At 43.8% G+C, this 14,788-nt stretch carries 16 protein-coding genes; 4 read left to right on the forward strand and 12 right to left on the reverse strand.

The window, feature by feature from the left end; all coding sequences use genetic code 11:
• Window positions 1-29: 29 nt before the first annotated feature.
• The 7 genes from FFM75_RS01920 to FFM75_RS01955 all read right to left on the reverse strand — a co-directional run bounded on the left by FFM75_RS01920 (window position 30) and on the right by FFM75_RS01955 (window position 5,299).
• Window positions 30-446: a MerR family transcriptional regulator gene (locus FFM75_RS01920; RefSeq protein WP_137627509.1), complete on the reverse strand. Its 417-nt coding sequence runs from the start codon at window positions 444-446 to the stop codon at window positions 30-32.
• 10 nt (window positions 447-456) lie between these two features.
• Window positions 457-1,110, reverse strand: a complete 654-nt coding sequence (locus FFM75_RS01925; protein WP_137627510.1) for an NAD(P)H-binding protein — start codon at window positions 1,108-1,110, stop codon at window positions 457-459.
• 221 nt (window positions 1,111-1,331) lie between these two features.
• Window positions 1,332-2,093 carry a hypothetical protein gene (locus FFM75_RS01930; RefSeq protein WP_137627511.1) on the reverse strand — a complete coding sequence of 254 codons (762 nt, stop codon included), beginning with the start codon at window positions 2,091-2,093 and terminating at the stop codon, window positions 1,332-1,334.
• Window positions 2,094-2,516: 423 nt separating this feature from the next.
• Window positions 2,517-2,777 (reverse strand): hypothetical protein, encoded by a 261-nt coding sequence (locus FFM75_RS01940; RefSeq protein ID WP_137627512.1) that lies wholly within the window; start codon window positions 2,775-2,777, stop codon window positions 2,517-2,519.
• A 637-nt stretch (window positions 2,778-3,414) separates the two neighbouring features.
• Window positions 3,415-3,870 (reverse strand): hypothetical protein, encoded by a 456-nt coding sequence (locus FFM75_RS01945; protein ID WP_137627513.1) that lies wholly within the window; start codon window positions 3,868-3,870, stop codon window positions 3,415-3,417.
• A 12-nt stretch (window positions 3,871-3,882) separates the two neighbouring features.
• Entirely contained in the window at window positions 3,883-4,263 is a 381-nt protein-coding gene (locus FFM75_RS01950; protein WP_137627514.1) for a hypothetical protein, read from the reverse strand.
• Between the two features lie 22 nt (window positions 4,264-4,285).
• The gene (locus FFM75_RS01955) at window positions 4,286-5,299 is read right to left on the reverse strand and encodes a lipoate--protein ligase (RefSeq protein ID WP_137627515.1); all 1,014 of its coding nucleotides are present in this window, start codon (window positions 5,297-5,299) and stop codon (window positions 4,286-4,288) included.
• A 774-nt stretch (window positions 5,300-6,073) separates the two neighbouring features.
• On the opposite strand from FFM75_RS01955, the gene FFM75_RS01960 reads away from it, so the two are divergent.
• Together FFM75_RS01960 and FFM75_RS01965 are read left to right on the forward strand one after the other, a co-directional pair.
• Window positions 6,074-6,523 (forward strand): universal stress protein, encoded by a 450-nt coding sequence (locus FFM75_RS01960; RefSeq protein WP_137627516.1) that lies wholly within the window; start codon window positions 6,074-6,076, stop codon window positions 6,521-6,523.
• Between the two features lie 56 nt (window positions 6,524-6,579).
• The gene (locus tag FFM75_RS01965; protein ID WP_137627517.1) at window positions 6,580-7,485 is read left to right on the forward strand and encodes an RluA family pseudouridine synthase; all 906 of its coding nucleotides are present in this window, start codon (window positions 6,580-6,582) and stop codon (window positions 7,483-7,485) included.
• A gap of 367 nt (window positions 7,486-7,852) precedes the next feature.
• Here the strand turns inward: FFM75_RS01965 and FFM75_RS01970 are convergent, their stop codons facing one another.
• The 3 genes from FFM75_RS01970 to FFM75_RS01980 all read right to left on the reverse strand — a co-directional run bounded on the left by FFM75_RS01970 (window position 7,853) and on the right by FFM75_RS01980 (window position 11,717).
• Window positions 7,853-10,219 carry a phosphoketolase family protein gene (locus tag FFM75_RS01970; protein WP_137627518.1) on the reverse strand — a complete coding sequence of 789 codons (2,367 nt, stop codon included), beginning with the start codon at window positions 10,217-10,219 and terminating at the stop codon, window positions 7,853-7,855.
• A 233-nt stretch (window positions 10,220-10,452) separates the two neighbouring features.
• The gene (locus tag FFM75_RS01975) at window positions 10,453-10,833 is read right to left on the reverse strand and encodes a hypothetical protein (protein ID WP_223876585.1); all 381 of its coding nucleotides are present in this window, start codon (window positions 10,831-10,833) and stop codon (window positions 10,453-10,455) included.
• A gap of 164 nt (window positions 10,834-10,997) precedes the next feature.
• Window positions 10,998-11,717, reverse strand: a complete 720-nt coding sequence (locus FFM75_RS01980; protein ID WP_137627519.1) for a GntR family transcriptional regulator — start codon at window positions 11,715-11,717, stop codon at window positions 10,998-11,000.
• Between the two features lie 122 nt (window positions 11,718-11,839).
• Here FFM75_RS01980 and ybaK point away from each other — a divergent pair, with 122 nt between their 5' ends.
• A complete protein-coding gene (gene ybaK, locus FFM75_RS01985) occupies window positions 11,840-12,346 on the forward strand; it encodes a Cys-tRNA(Pro) deacylase (protein ID WP_137627520.1) in 507 nt (168 codons plus the stop codon).
• A 4-nt stretch (window positions 12,347-12,350) separates the two neighbouring features.
• Entirely contained in the window at window positions 12,351-13,133 is a 783-nt protein-coding gene (locus FFM75_RS01990) for a hypothetical protein (RefSeq protein ID WP_137627521.1), read from the forward strand.
• Window positions 13,134-13,195: 62 nt separating this feature from the next.
• On the opposite strand, the gene FFM75_RS01995 is transcribed toward FFM75_RS01990, so the two are convergent.
• Window positions 13,196-13,852, reverse strand: coding sequence for an HD domain-containing protein (locus FFM75_RS01995; protein WP_137627522.1), 657 nt, complete (start codon window positions 13,850-13,852; stop codon window positions 13,196-13,198).
• Window positions 13,853-13,862: 10 nt separating this feature from the next.
• Entirely contained in the window at window positions 13,863-14,612 is a 750-nt protein-coding gene (locus FFM75_RS02000; RefSeq protein WP_137627523.1) for a LytR/AlgR family response regulator transcription factor, read from the reverse strand.
• Between the last annotated feature and the right edge of the window lie 176 nt (window positions 14,613-14,788).

Genomic DNA, 14,788 nt, shown 5'->3' on the forward strand with positions numbered 1-14,788 from the left:
CGGCCGCATTGGTCGTCACTTTAAATACGTTAGTTATTGTCAGTCATATCCGTTTGATGTTGCCGTTCCAATGCCCGTAATTCCGCTTCCGTGGTCAGCATGTGGTCATCAAAATGGGCCAATTTATAATTCAGATGGTCAATCGCGGCTTGTAAGTCATCGCGCTTTTCGGTCATCGCTGCCAATTGTTCTTGCAAAATAGCCTTTTGTTCTTTGGTATTATCCGCTTGGGCATCGAATAATTCGATGTAGCGTCGCAAACTTTCAATGCTCATCCCGGCCGCTCGCATTTGAGTCACAAACCGAATCCGCCGTAAAATACGGTCGTCAATCTCCCGATTACCCACTGGACTACGATCGATTGGTGGAATCAGGCTTTCCCTTTCATAATATCGAATGGCCGCTGACGACACGCCAGTCTTTTGACTCGCTTCTTTAATATTCATCGCGACTCACCTAATAGACTGGCCGGTCTTGGCCTTGGGTTGCTGGATCGGCAATTCCCAGACTGTCGCGTTGATAACGGCTAGGATCTTGAATCAATCGCACCACCACATCCGCAATGCTTTGACGTGACCCAGAGACCCCATTATAAGGTTCATCTTTAGTGGTCAGTTGATAGTTCACTTCATCGCGATCATTCAACCAAGGTAAACGCAACGTGGTGTAACTTAAATCAGACGCTGCTAATAAAGCATCCGAACGTTGGGCTGGTGCCATCCCACTGCCAATCATTTCTGCATTCCAGCGCCCAAATTCACCGGGCACTTCGTTATAGAGCCCTAAGACATTCGTGAATAGCACCCGTTTGACTTGCTTAGCTTGCATTGCAGCAATTACATTTTTCGTTAAGCGGTTTTGCGTATCATGATCAACGACAGCCACAAAAACGATATCTTGGCCAGCCATCGCCGTACTAACGGCCTTAGCATCGGTTAAGTCGCCTTCGACTAACGTGACCCGTTGATTATCTGCCAAGTCACTAAGGCGACTCGCTTGGCGTAAGAATAAAGTTAATTGAACATCTTGAAACGCTGGTTCAACTAATAAACGACGTTCCACAATACGGGCGATTTGGCCATTGGCGGCTAAAATTAACACATTTTTCATTTTTAATAACTCCTTTATTTAACACATTTAAATTGGTTTTATTTAACCAATGACCACACTCTAAACCTTCATGTGCGCTTTAAGGCAAGCGAAAAACTCAAGAAAATAACTTACATTTTAAACTTAATGTTATATGACTTGTTAAGCGACCAAAAAAAGGCAGCCCCAACACTGCTTATGCAATATCGAGGCTGCCTTTGATTGACGTTACCATGGGACAACTAGTCCCAGTTACTTTTTACTTGTGCGTATTGACCAATATAACTACTCTTAACCCAGCCAGACAGCCGGTTGCTGTCAGTTGAAACCACGTGATAATACGTATCTTGTTCGCGTGTGCGTGTTGCCACTTGATCAATCTTAAACTGTGCCAGATGCGGAATCGTTGTCGAATTCAGGTCTGACATGTGCCCTAATTTCTTAGTGCCATATTGCGTGTATGGGACATAATTCCATAACGTCCCACCGGCGTAAATCCCAACACTACCAGTCCAGTTGACAGGAACCGACGTGCCAGTTGTTGTCGTTGCCGCAGACTTGATACCGCCGGCAAAAGTGCCAACTCGCTTACCACCATAAACATAGCCGCGATACTTGCCATTCATGGTGACAACCTTATAATAAACGGCGCCAGTATTAGTGACTTGGTAGCCATAAGCCCGGAAGTAATACGTTGAACCTTTATAAGCTTGATTCTTGCTATAAGTGGCATAGTATTTTTGATTTGCCGTGCTATAGGTCCCAAACTTCTTCATCTGGGCCTTTGATGCCACCAGCTTAGCACCCTTTACAGTCCCAGGTTTCGTATATAAGGCATACTTACCGTTAGCTGCAACATTCCGTTTGCTTCCAGCCGTCGTCAGCTTCGTGTACTTGGTTTTAATCGTGGCCGCTGATGCAGTCGTTTGCGAGCCAGCACTAACCGCAAATAAACCCATGACGGCAACACTTGTTACTAGTAATCGCTTAGTTATTGTTTTCATGAATTAATCCCCTTTATTGATTACTATATTATACAACTGAAGCCTCAATATAATCATCAGATTGGCATTACCTTTTATCAATGATTGAAAAAGAGCTATTCAGTTGGCGTCATTATGCCAACTGAACTTAACCCGATAATCGGCGACAAACATCATATTATCAAAGTTAACAACACGTTCATCATGACACCAGTCAAAGCTGATTTGTTTGCCAACGAAGCCTAGTGGCATGGCCTCCGTGATAGTCTCACCGATGAAGACCATAGCATGGGACGAAGCAGCCAACTGATGCCCATCAAAACAGCAGCTTTCATAAAACCAAAAAACACCTAAAAAAAAGCCTGTGACGCTATCCCCTAATTGGCTACAGCATCACAGACTTTTAACATGACTTATTAAATTTAAAATCAACAATTTTAACGACTACTGTAAATAAGCCGCCACTAACAAGAAATACACGATTTCAAAGACGGCGACACCCGCAGCTACAGCTAAGGCACCTAATTGTCCCCAGCGTGAGTGACTCCAGCGCAAATCAAAATATAATTCAGTAATGATGACACTAACAAAGCCCGTGCCAATCCCAAATCCTGAATGCAATAACATCAGCCATGGCCCTAAAAGCCCCGTTAATAATGCCGCCCAACCACTAACTAAAGTTAGTCGACTTTCAAATTTCGTCATTCGACAATCACCCCACCCTGTTATTATTCGCCAATCACACCATAAACGCAATCTGGTTGCTAATTGGCCGAACAATCTTAACCTTAATTTAGGTAAAAATTGCGGGTCAACGCAGTAGTTTTAATCGCTTTTACCGTCAGGCTGACTAAAATATGGTCAAGCTAGCGATTTCGATATGACGACCTAATCTCAACGTGACCGGTCGATGCTACTAGCAAAGGCGACTACCCATTGGCAGTCGCTTTTTTAGTCAAAAAAATACGCCAACTGTTAAAAACAGTCAGCGTATTCTTTCGCGGCACTGGGAAACCCAGTGGGGGTGACGCTCCACAACGTCAGTGACCCAAGCATTCCGCATATCCGTCGGAAAAACATACCCCGCTATCAATTTAGTCACTAGCCGCTCGCGCGGAACCACCATCACTGATGATCTGACTCTATCGACTCATCGCATTGGTAATGCTATCATCTTTTAACCTATTATGCAAGCGACAATCAAAAAGGCCACCTTAACCCCAGGCGCTTCTTCCGTGAGTTAAGGTGGTACCTTTTGGTCATTTGATTGTAACATCTTGGCTCTGACACAAGTACTATCATACCGAATGATTGTAAAACTATCATAAAGAACGTGTAAAGATTAGTCCTCGTCGGCCGCCGTCATAATCGTTTCTAAACGATCTAATTGCGCATCAAACCAGGTCGTTACTATTTTTAACGCGCCCTCCCGATCAGCTAAAACATCATCAGCCGCACCAATTTCATCAATGCGTAACCCTGAGCGGAACGCTTCGGATTCCGCAATCATGTAAAGTTTGATGGGCATCGTATCTTCGGCCATCGTCACTTTACCAATTTCGGTAATTGATGCCAGTGGTAAGTTGATCACACTCGTCTCCAATCGGAAACTAATCGCTGGTTCATGATCAGTTGTGAGTTCCGCTTGGACTAGTTGATCTTTCGCAACTGCATCTAAAAAGTCAGTTAGCCAAGCCGAGACTTGGGGCTTTAGTTGTGCATAAGTTGCTTGCATCGTTGTTTTAGTTATTTGGTCGCCATTAACGGCATCAATAAAATCTTGTACATTTCGTTGCATATTATCCCTCGTTTAGTTAGTTTTTCGCCACCGGGTCAGCAATACCACCGTGTAAAAATTCACAGCTAAGCCAACGGCCCCCACGACTTCTAATAATAATTTGATTTCCATGCCGGTCGTACTTTGATAGCCCGACATAAGTGCACTGATCAGGCCAAGTGAGTAAATTACCAGCACTAGTCCCAAAACATAGAAGCCAAGCATGCGGTTCAAATAGACCGCCACCACGCCTAATAAATATAAGACTAAGGCGATCAATAACCCCTGCCACATGTGAGCGGTAGAAATCGGTTTCGTCTGCAGCTTCAACTGCGACGCCGACATCATCCAATTGACGATACCGTAACAAAAAAAGGACACAAACGCAAATGCCACCAAACGGGTGAGCTTCACACAATCACTCCTATAATCGTTTCTATTGCGCGATTAAATCAATAATGTCTGGCCGTGGAATCCCCGTAAAGTACCGGTTCAAATCCACGTCTGCCAACTTATCCGCAATCGCCGCATGATCGTAACGCAATCCAGTTAAGGCTGCCTCAATCTCATGGACGTCACCACTACCGAAGAAATCACCATAAAATTTAATTTGTTGGATATGGCCATCTTCAACTAACAAACGGGCATCGATCGTCCCCATGTCAAAATGTTTACGCCGTTTTACTGAGAACTTCGGCGATTTACCATAAACCCAGTCCCAATTAGCATAATAGTCTTCATAAATTTTATCAATGGCTTTTTGTTGTTCCGGCGTCACTTGATATTCTTTATCCGCAATCTCAGCGAGCGAGTCAACACCAAATAACTTGGTCAATAACACATCACGGAATTCAGGCACCGTGATATCTTGATATTCTGGTGCCAAATATGGCCGCAAGTTAGTGACCCGGCTCCGGACTGATTTGATGCCTTTAGAGGCGATTTTGTCCGTTGGTACCGTTAAAGCTTGGGGAACGACTTCCAAGTCGACATTTAACATCAACGTCCCATGTGAGAAGGTCTTCCCATTACGTGAATACATCGCGTTACCAGAGAACTTCCGACCATCGACTAACAAGTCGTTACGCCCACTAACGGTTGCGGTTGTCGCGCCCATGTCGTGTAACGCATCAATAATTGGTTGCGTAAAAGTCTTAAAGTCCCCAAATTCCTGGCTATCACTGTCGACCACAAAGCTGAAGCACAAGTTACCGAGATCTTGATAAACCGCGCCCCCACCTGATAACCGGCGCGTCACCGTAATATTATGTTCGCGCACATAATCAGCGTTGATTTCTTCCAACGTATTTTGATTACGGCCTACGATCAAACATGGTTCTTCATAGTAGAACAAGACCAATGGTTCATCAAATTCTACATTGTTCATTAAGTATTGTTCTGTGGCTAGGTTACGGCCAATTTCATGATCTTTCATTGCAACATAATACATGGTTTATCAGCTCCTCAGCTCTAAGATAAATTAATCATACAACAGAATAAAAAAAGGACCCACCATGTGAGCCCAGTTTTTGGAAGAATCACTAAAATTTAGTGTGGATTCTTCATCCCCCAAACATCATCGATCCACAATCCGTATCCCGGTGTGCTTTGATTGGCGGCTAACACACTCCACGGATATTTCGTGCCATCAATAGATGGAAGTTGGTCAGTCGGTTATCCGAAATTAGCGGAAACGCTGTATACTGCACTAGCTATCACTTGACGGGTTTGTTACAACAATTGGGTAACGTTGATACTGACCTTAGATTCTTCCGATAGCACTAATATAGCATACAATGTAAGCGATTGCAATAATGGTATGATGCGATTAGTTTTTGGCGAAACTGTTGTATTTCCGCTCTACCTGATTTGCCGAAACGTGTTCATTCGGGCTGCCAGTTCCGCTTGCTACGCTAAGTCAACCAACCGGAAACCCACCGGTTAATTGACTTAGCTAGGCAATGCTCCCTGGCAAACCGCCCTCACTCACACTCTAAAAAAACACCTCAGTCAGCTGACGCCAACCAGAGTGCCTAAAATTAATAGCGGTCGTAATCGCTATCCATTTGATACTTTTATTATAGGTCTCTTTGGTAGCGTTGCCAACTTTTTTGCTTGTTGTCAGGCGCGAATTTTTAAGCAACTAAACTAAAAGGCTTACACTTTCGCGATTTAATGCTAAAATAAAACTATTAATTAGCTACTAAAAACGGGGGTAACCATTATGTTACAACAATATCAAAATATCTTGGTACCAGTTGACGGTTCCAAGGTCACCGAAGAAGTGCTAAAACGCGGCATCGAAGTTGCCAAACGTAATAACACCCACCTCGATATCTTAAACGTCCTTGAAGTTAACCAATTTAGTGACACGTACGGCGGTGCGGTCAGTGGTGATGTCATTTATAAACTTTCTGAAGACGTTCAAAAACGCTTAGAAGAACTTAAACAAGAAGCCATCGACGCTGGTGTCACCGACGTTGATATGCATGTGCGGTTTGGGAATCCTAAGACGGTCATTGCCCGCGAATTTCCAGCTGATCATCATAATGAATTAATCATGATCGGCTCAACTGGGTTATCCGCAGTTGAACGTTTGATGGTCGGTTCGGTAACAACTTACGTTAGTCGTAACGCTGTTTGTGATGTTTTAATCGTTAAACCAGAAAAGTAAATCAAACCTCAAATAACGCGGTCACGCGTTATTTTTTTATGCAAAGGAGACACATGATGGCTTGGCTTAAAACACTCACAATTCCAGCCAGTCTGGACCAACAAACCGTCCGAACTTGTTTACAAACTTGGTTAGTCCCCAAGCGGATTCAAGGTCAATTACGACAAGGTCACCGCATTTGGGTCAATGCTTTACCCGCTTCGGTTGCGACGGTGGTGCATACTGGCGACCAATTACGCTTGCAGTTTATTCCCTCTGACTTTCGTACACCGACTTCAAATTATTTACCAGATACAACGGGTACGGCTGATATTCTCTATCAAACAGCTGACTTATTAGTCGTCAACAAGCCAGCTGGTATCAAGGCCCATCCAAATCAACCTGGTGAAGTGGGCTCGATTCTAAACTACTTAGCAGCCGACTTACAAGCCACTAATCAGGCCCCTTACATGGTTCATCGACTCGATCAGATGACTTCTGGGGCCATGCTAGTGGCCTTAAATCCCATTGTGGTTCCGATCTTAGACCGCTTGATTAGTAGTAAACAGATTCATCGTACCTATTACGCTTGGGTCCGGGGGCATTTTACAACGACCACCGGTCACTTTGATGACCCGATTGGCCACCACCCCACTGACAAACGCAAACGCTGGATCAACACCGTTGATGCGCAGACGGCATTAACCGATTATCACGTGTTACGTACGACTGCGCATCATAGTCTCGTCCAATTAGACTTGTACACTGGCCGGACACATCAACTCAGGGTTCATTTGGCCGCAAACGGCCATCCGATTATTGGTGACCCGCTGTACGATGACCAATTTTCACCGGCCATTCCGCGACTATTTCTTCACGCTTGGCGCTTACAGTTACAGCTTCCCTTTACCGGCGAAGCAGCCACCGTTGAAGCACCACTACCAGTTAGTTTTAAAGCCGACGAACAAATTGAGGGTTACTAACAACACCACATACTTCCCAGACAGTAAAAACTAATGGTGCCTATGATTCGAATAACACGAACAATACAGCCGCTACCAATTTCTATGGTGGCGGTTCTTTTTATACTGGTTCAAATCCATCTTAGCCGGAGGTCAACAGTAATGGAAGTTGCCGTGCAAGTGGTGTTAATGCCGGTGATTTTTACCGACATTTACACCACTTGCACGGCAACTTTTCAGGTTCGGACCGGTCGCCACGACAACTGGAATTACTGCTGACCGGAAGCAGCATTTAAAGAACAATTTACCCGTTTGGCTAACATCTCAATCGAACCTAAAGACAAAAAGCGGCGACCATCGCTGGCCGCCGACACTACTTAATTTTTACTTATTTAAGACCTGTCCATTGCCAATCATTCACTTCTGGCAAATCAGTCCCAGCATCACGAATATAAGCCGCATGCTTAGCTAACATATCATCCATTTGTTGAACAAATGCCGCACCCGTGTTTTCCATTGCTGGTTGCGCCGCAATCGCTGACTTAGCTAAGTCGAACCGATCCATTTGGTTCATGACCCGGACATCAAATGGCGTCGTAATGTCCCCATTTTCACGGTAACCATGAACGTAAAGATTGTGATTGTGACGATCAAAGAAGATATCACGAACCAAGTCTTCATAACCATGGAACGCAAAGACCACTGGCTTGTCCTTAGTAAAGTAATGATCGAATTCACGATCCGTTAACCCCCGAGGGTCTTTTTCAGGACTACGTAACTTCAAGAGATCGACAACATTGACAAAGCGAATCTTCATGTCAGGGAAGCTTTGATGTAATAATTCAATCGCAGCTAACGTTTCCAAAGTAGGTTCAGTCCCAGCCGCCGCAAAGACGATATCTGGTTCGCTACCTTGATCAGTACTTGCCCAATCAACGATTCCTAAGCCGTTATCGACCAATTGCTTGGCTTCTTCAATGTTGAACCATTGTTGCCGAGGATGCTTAGAAGTGACCACATAGTTGATCTTTTCTTGACTACGTAAGATCACATCACCAACAGCTAACAAGGTGTTGGCATCAGCTGGCAAGTATTCGCGAATATATTCAGGCTTCTTTTCAGCTAAATGCGTCAATGCACCAGGATCTTGGTGGGTATAACCATTATGATCTTGTTGGAACACCGTTGATGACGCAATGATGTTCAATGATGGGTACTTGGCCCGCCAATCAAGTTCATTAGCTTTACGTAACCACTTGAAGTGTTGCGTTAACATGGAATCCACGACCCGTAAGAACGCTTCATAACTGGCAAATAACCCATGCCGACCCGTTAAGACGTAACCTTCTAACCAACCTTCAGCTTGATGTTCAGATAATTGGGCATCTAAGACTCGCCCAGCTGGCGCTTCGTATTGGTCACTATCGGTATGCACGTCTTCTAGCCATTGCCGATCAGTGGCTTCAAAGATGCCATATAGACGGTTAGACATCGTTTCATCAGGACCAAATAACCGGAAGTTCTTAGGATTCTTCTTGATGACATCACGCAAGTAATCTGACCAAACGAGCATATCTTGTTTGACATTTTCGCCCCGTTCAGTTGTATCAACGGCGTAATCACGGAAGTTTGGTAAATTCAAAGCCTTAGGATCAATCCCACCATTCGTAATCGGGTTAGCGGCCATGCGGCTTTGCCCTTGTGGGATAATCGCGGCGATTTCAGGCTTTAATTGGCCATCTTCAGTAAAGAGTGCGGCTGGTTGATATGATTCTAACCAGTCTACTAACGCGTCAGCGTGTTGCATGTCATTTTGGTCAACTGGAATTGGAATTTGATGGGCCCGGAATGAGCCTTCAATCTTATCACCATCCCATGATTTAGGACCGGTCCAGCCTTTAGGCGCCCGGAAAACGATCATTGGCCAAACTGGCAACGTTGCATCGTTGTTTTCACGCGCATTAGTTTGAATGGCTTGAATCTTTTCAATCGCTTCATCCACAGCTTTAGCCATTGCAGGATGCATCTTTTCAGGATCATCGCCTTCAACAAAGATTGGTTCCCAATTCATGCCTTCGAAATATTGCGTCAACTTTTCATCAGACGTCCGACTTAATAACGTTGGGTTAGAAATCTTAAAACCATTTAAGTTCAAGATGGGTAAAACAGCCCCGTCATTGATTGGATTGATGAACTTGTTTGATTGCCAAGAAGTCGCTAATGGCCCAGTTTCAGCTTCACCATCTCCAACCACGACCGCCGCAATTTCATCGGGATTATCTAAGATCGCTCCAGTACCATGTGACAAGGAATAACCTAATTCGCCACCTTCATGGATAGAACCTGGTGTTTCTGGTGCCGCATGTGACGCCACGCCGCCTGGGAAGGAGAATTGTTTGAACAGTTTTTGCATCCCAGCTTTATCTTGCGTAATTTCTGGATAAATATCGGTGTAGGTCCCGTCTAAGTATGAGTTAGAGACCATCACTTGGCCACCATGACCTGGCCCTTCAACATAAAACATCTTCAAGCCATACTTATTGATAGCTCGGTTTAAATGGGCATAAATAAAGTTTTGACCCGCAATCGTGCCCCAATGGCCGATTGGGTGAACTTTAACATCACTAGCCTTTAATGGCCGTTGTAATAATGGGTTCGCTTTTAAATATAATTGGCCAACGGATAAATAATTGGCTGCCCGCCAATATTGGTCAACTTTTTGCAAATATGCTGGTGCTGAATAATCTGTTGTCATTATGGACACTCCTTAATTTGCAGTGGTTACTTGTCATCATTTAATTTCGTTTACAGGTACCATCTTATCAGGTTATTTTTAAAAATCAACCTTTTAGGCAATTGGAACGGTCCAATTAATCGAATTGGCAAAAATAAGACAAGTAAAAACCAGTGCTATCAAAGTGATAGCACCGGTCGGGGATAACTTAATTATTTTTATTTAAATTGGCAACAATTGGCAATTAAGGTGATTTACTTCAAATTAACAAATGATTCGTTGTAAGTCATTGTCCGCTTACCCGTTAGGAAAATATCGGTCTGTAAACTCTTGGCACTGGCCTTTTTCATTAAAACGGTCACTTTCTTACCACCGATCTGTCGCTTAGCAGTTTTGTCATAAGGATTGGCATTACCCGCAAAGCCAATCCGATACCACCCACCACTGGCCTTTTTAACACTCAAATCCTTACCGGCAATTTTATGATGGAACCCTTTACTACCAGCATCGATACTATGTTTGGTCAGCTTACTATATCGTGGATCACTAACGCTCTTTAAGCGTTGCGTCCAAGTATGGCGGAACTTCGTTGGTACGGTCGCGGTCGTTGCGGCTTGTGCTGGCATGGTGATCATGCCAGTCCCCCCAAGCATTGTTTGCACTGAGCATTAATTTACGCATCATTCATCCTCCAAATTTAAGTCTCCCCGATATAACGTTAACTTAACTTTGGTTTACCGGTTCACTTAAAAGAGGCTAGTGAAATCGATTACATTTTCAATCTAAGGGACTGGCTCCCTTAAACTTTGACGAAGGTCGTGTATTTCATGTATTGATAATGCAGCCGCATATTGGATACTTCAAATGGGGTACCATCATCTAAGAAGAAGATCCCACTCATCACGCCAACTGGTTCAGTTGGTTTTAAATGCAATAACGCTTGATCATTGTCGTTAGACGCATCGGCCGCAATCGATAAGAATGACTTGGTCACTGCTGCATGTTTCGTCGCTTGCACATAGTTAAAAATCGAACCACTAATAACTTCACGATTCAATTCTGGCACTAATTTAATCGGAATATAGCCCGTTTCAATCATAAACGGCTGGTCATCTAATAACCGTAAACGTTTAATCTCATATACGAACTCATCAGCTGCTAAAAATAAGTCCTGTTGCAACTCTTGACTTGCAGGAATCACTTGAAAGTCTAATAATTGAATACTGGGACGGGCACCTTCTGTGTTCAAGCTATCGGTGATGCCCAAGTTAGTCCCTTCGTATTGAAATGAAGATTGGTTTTTAAGATATAATGGGTTAATGAATGTACCAGAGCCCCGTTTCTTAAAGATCAACCCTTGATTCGCTAACACGTTTAACGCGCGTTTAATCGAACTACGACTAACCTGGTACTGTTCACTCAAGCTCCGTTCATCGGGCAACTTCTTATCAGCAAACTCATTGGCCATGATTCGCTTTTTTAAATCCGTCATGACTTGTTGATAAACTAAATCGGCCATGTTGGTCCCTCCTCTGCCTTGCTTTCTTACTTGTAGTATAGCAGAGTTTTACAACCAGTGGCGGAATTACGGCGGTCCATTTGATTAATTGGAACGCACTTTTATGATTGTGAGGATTTAAAATGTCAAAGAAGAAGAAAAACAAAGAGGCACTCGGCAAGACTTTAGTTGAAAAGATTTTGGACAAAGCCAATGTCAGTTATCAACAATACGAATTTCCAACCGAAACTGAAGGCGATGTTGAACAACTGCAAGTTGATCACTTAGGTGTTGATGAACATCATATCTACAAGACGCTCGCCTTGATTGGTAACAAAACGGGGCCACTAGTAGGCGTCTTACCACTAGATGAACATTTGAGTTACAAGAAGCTAGCTAAACTATCCGGTAATAAAAAAGTCGGTATGATTCCGTTAAAAGACTTGGAGCGGACGACTGGTTACCAACACGGCGCTAACACCCCGGTTGGGATTTGGGAGACCAAGAAATTTCCAATTTTCATCAATGATAGCGCGAAAAAACAAGGTAAAATCTTAGTATCGTCCGGCAAGATTGGCCGTTCAATTGAAATTGACGCCGAAGACTTACGCAAACTTGTGCATGGGACTTTCGGCGATCTAGCGGAGTGAGGCTTTGAAACAACTGATCATTAACAATGTGCTGGTCTTAGGCAGTTTACTAGGCTTACCAGCCGGGTTTGCGTGGTTACTGACACGCGTTAATCGCCAAACCAAGGGTAATCTAGTCAGTCGTTTTGGCCTTAACAGTCAGGTCTATCTCGGCTGTCTGGGAATTATCATTCATGAAACCAGTCATTTGATCATGGCATTAATTTTTCGCCATGGTATCCAATCCGTGCGGTTGCTAAAGTTGCCCCATCTGAATCGCGCCGATGGGGCCGATGATGATTTGGCGTTAGGATATGTCAATCACACATGGAATCAACATAGCTTTTATCAAACGATTGGTAACTTATTTATCGGTGTCGCCCCAATTTTTGGCTGTACGGCGAGTTTACTGGGATTAGATTATTGGTTATTTCCCGGGTTAGCCCATGCCATCATCAAATTAGCCGCTAACCCGACTGCCCCCGCTTGGCAAGCCAGCTGGCAAGTCTTACAAGCCGGTATCGGTAGCTGGGGCCAAATGGGGTTATTGTTGATTTTAACGATTCTCATCGTCATCGGTGGTTTTGACTTAAGTCCAGCTGATTATCAAAATAGTGCGCTTGGGCTTTCAAGTACGCTGATTTTACTACTCGTCTTTACGACGGTGGTGACATTATTAGACCAACACGCCACGGTTATTTTACAAGCCGTCATTACCTTTGGTTTCACGATTGCGATTATTTTGAGCTATTCATTGCTCATTTCACTTATCGTGATGCTCATTACACGGGTTTTACGACGAACTTAAAAAAGATGTGCTAACAAAGTTACACCAGTCACTGGTGCGGCTTGTCAGCACATCTTTTTTGATTAAGCTCGATCGTCAGCTTCCCATTCAGCCTTGAATTGGGCAACAAAGTCGCGCATCACATTCGTCCGTTGATGAGCTAAGCCTTTGGCCGCATCGGTATTCATTAAGCCTTCTAGTTTGAATAACTTCTCATAGAAGTGATTAATGGCCGTGCCGGGTTCATTACGATATTGTTCTTTTGTCATCTGTTCTCTAGGCGCAATCGTTGGATCATAGATTTTCTCCCCAACATGTCCCGAATAATACAATGCTCTAGCAATCCCGATGGCCCCAATCGCATCTAACCGATCCGCATCTTGTACGATTTGACCAGCTAAAGACAACGTCTGGGTGCCATTTAGGGATTTACTAAATGACATATGGTCGATAATATCGAAAATTTCTTTTTGGGCACCAGGCATCACGTGCATCGTTGTCAATTGGTTAGCCAATTCTTGGTGGGCCAATAACGGATCCGCCATTAATTTATCATCGATGACATCGTGTAGCCAAGCGGCTGCTAACGTTAAGTTCATATCAGCATGTTCCGCTACGGCTAACCGCCGGGCTAATTTAACGACCCGCATTAAATGGTCCGTCCCGTGACCACTGTGATCTTGGGCAAGTCGTTTTTTGGCATAAGCTTCAATGGCGGTCAATTGTGTCGCCGTTATCATTTGAATCATCCTATTCCTGCGTTTGATAATACGCGCGTAACTTTTTGATCGTCCCCCGACTGAAGGTCAACCGATCGCCATTAGTCATGGTGACAACGCCTTTATTGAAATTCACGGTGACGATGCAATCCAAGTTCAGCGCGTAACTCTGAAAATCGTTAAAAAAGTGACACCCAGTCAACTGGGTCTTAATCGTACTTAAATTTTTATGTACTAAATAAGCCTGATTTGTCGTCACGATCCGCGAAGTCCGCAACCCATGCACTTTCTCGCAATAAACGATATCTCGGAGTCTTAACTTTAATAATAACGCGCCACTCTTTAAAGTTAAAGTTGGTTCTGGGGCCTGTTGTAAAGTTAACAAACGTTTCTTGATTACTTGTAACACCTTACGCACCCGTGGGACAAACTTGGCCTTGTCGAACATGTCGACTTTTGAAATGAACCCAGTTGGCGTCGTCATGGCACTCAAAGTCGCCGGCATCATATCATCACGAACGGTTACATACACGATGAACCCGTCCGGATCATAATCCCAGATTTTGGAAGCTAATTCTATCCCATTAGTCGTCTGTTTTAAGACAATATCTAAAAAATATAAATTAGGACCACTGCTGGCTTGTACTGCCTGTAAAACATCATCTGGTTGCCAGACGGATGCCAATTGATAATCGAACTGTAAGTCGTCCAATTGTGCAGTAATGACTTCGGTTAACCAGAGACGGTGCTTTTCGAGATCGTCACTGATGAAAACCTTCATATCAATCACTCTTTCTCTTGTGACACAACCACCCGTTAAGTTGTTGTGTCACCTGACTATTTTCCTAAATTAATTGTTTACAATTGATTGTGACACCTCATCAATCATACTAGAAGCCACCCCGTCCAGCAACTAAAAAAAGGCCGGTTATCCCAATTATTTTGCGGATTCCAAGG

The sequence above is a fragment of the Lactiplantibacillus daowaiensis genome, from assembly GCF_005405085.1.
In the GTDB taxonomy this organism is placed as follows: Bacteria; Bacillota; Bacilli; order Lactobacillales; family Lactobacillaceae; genus Lactiplantibacillus; species Lactiplantibacillus daowaiensis.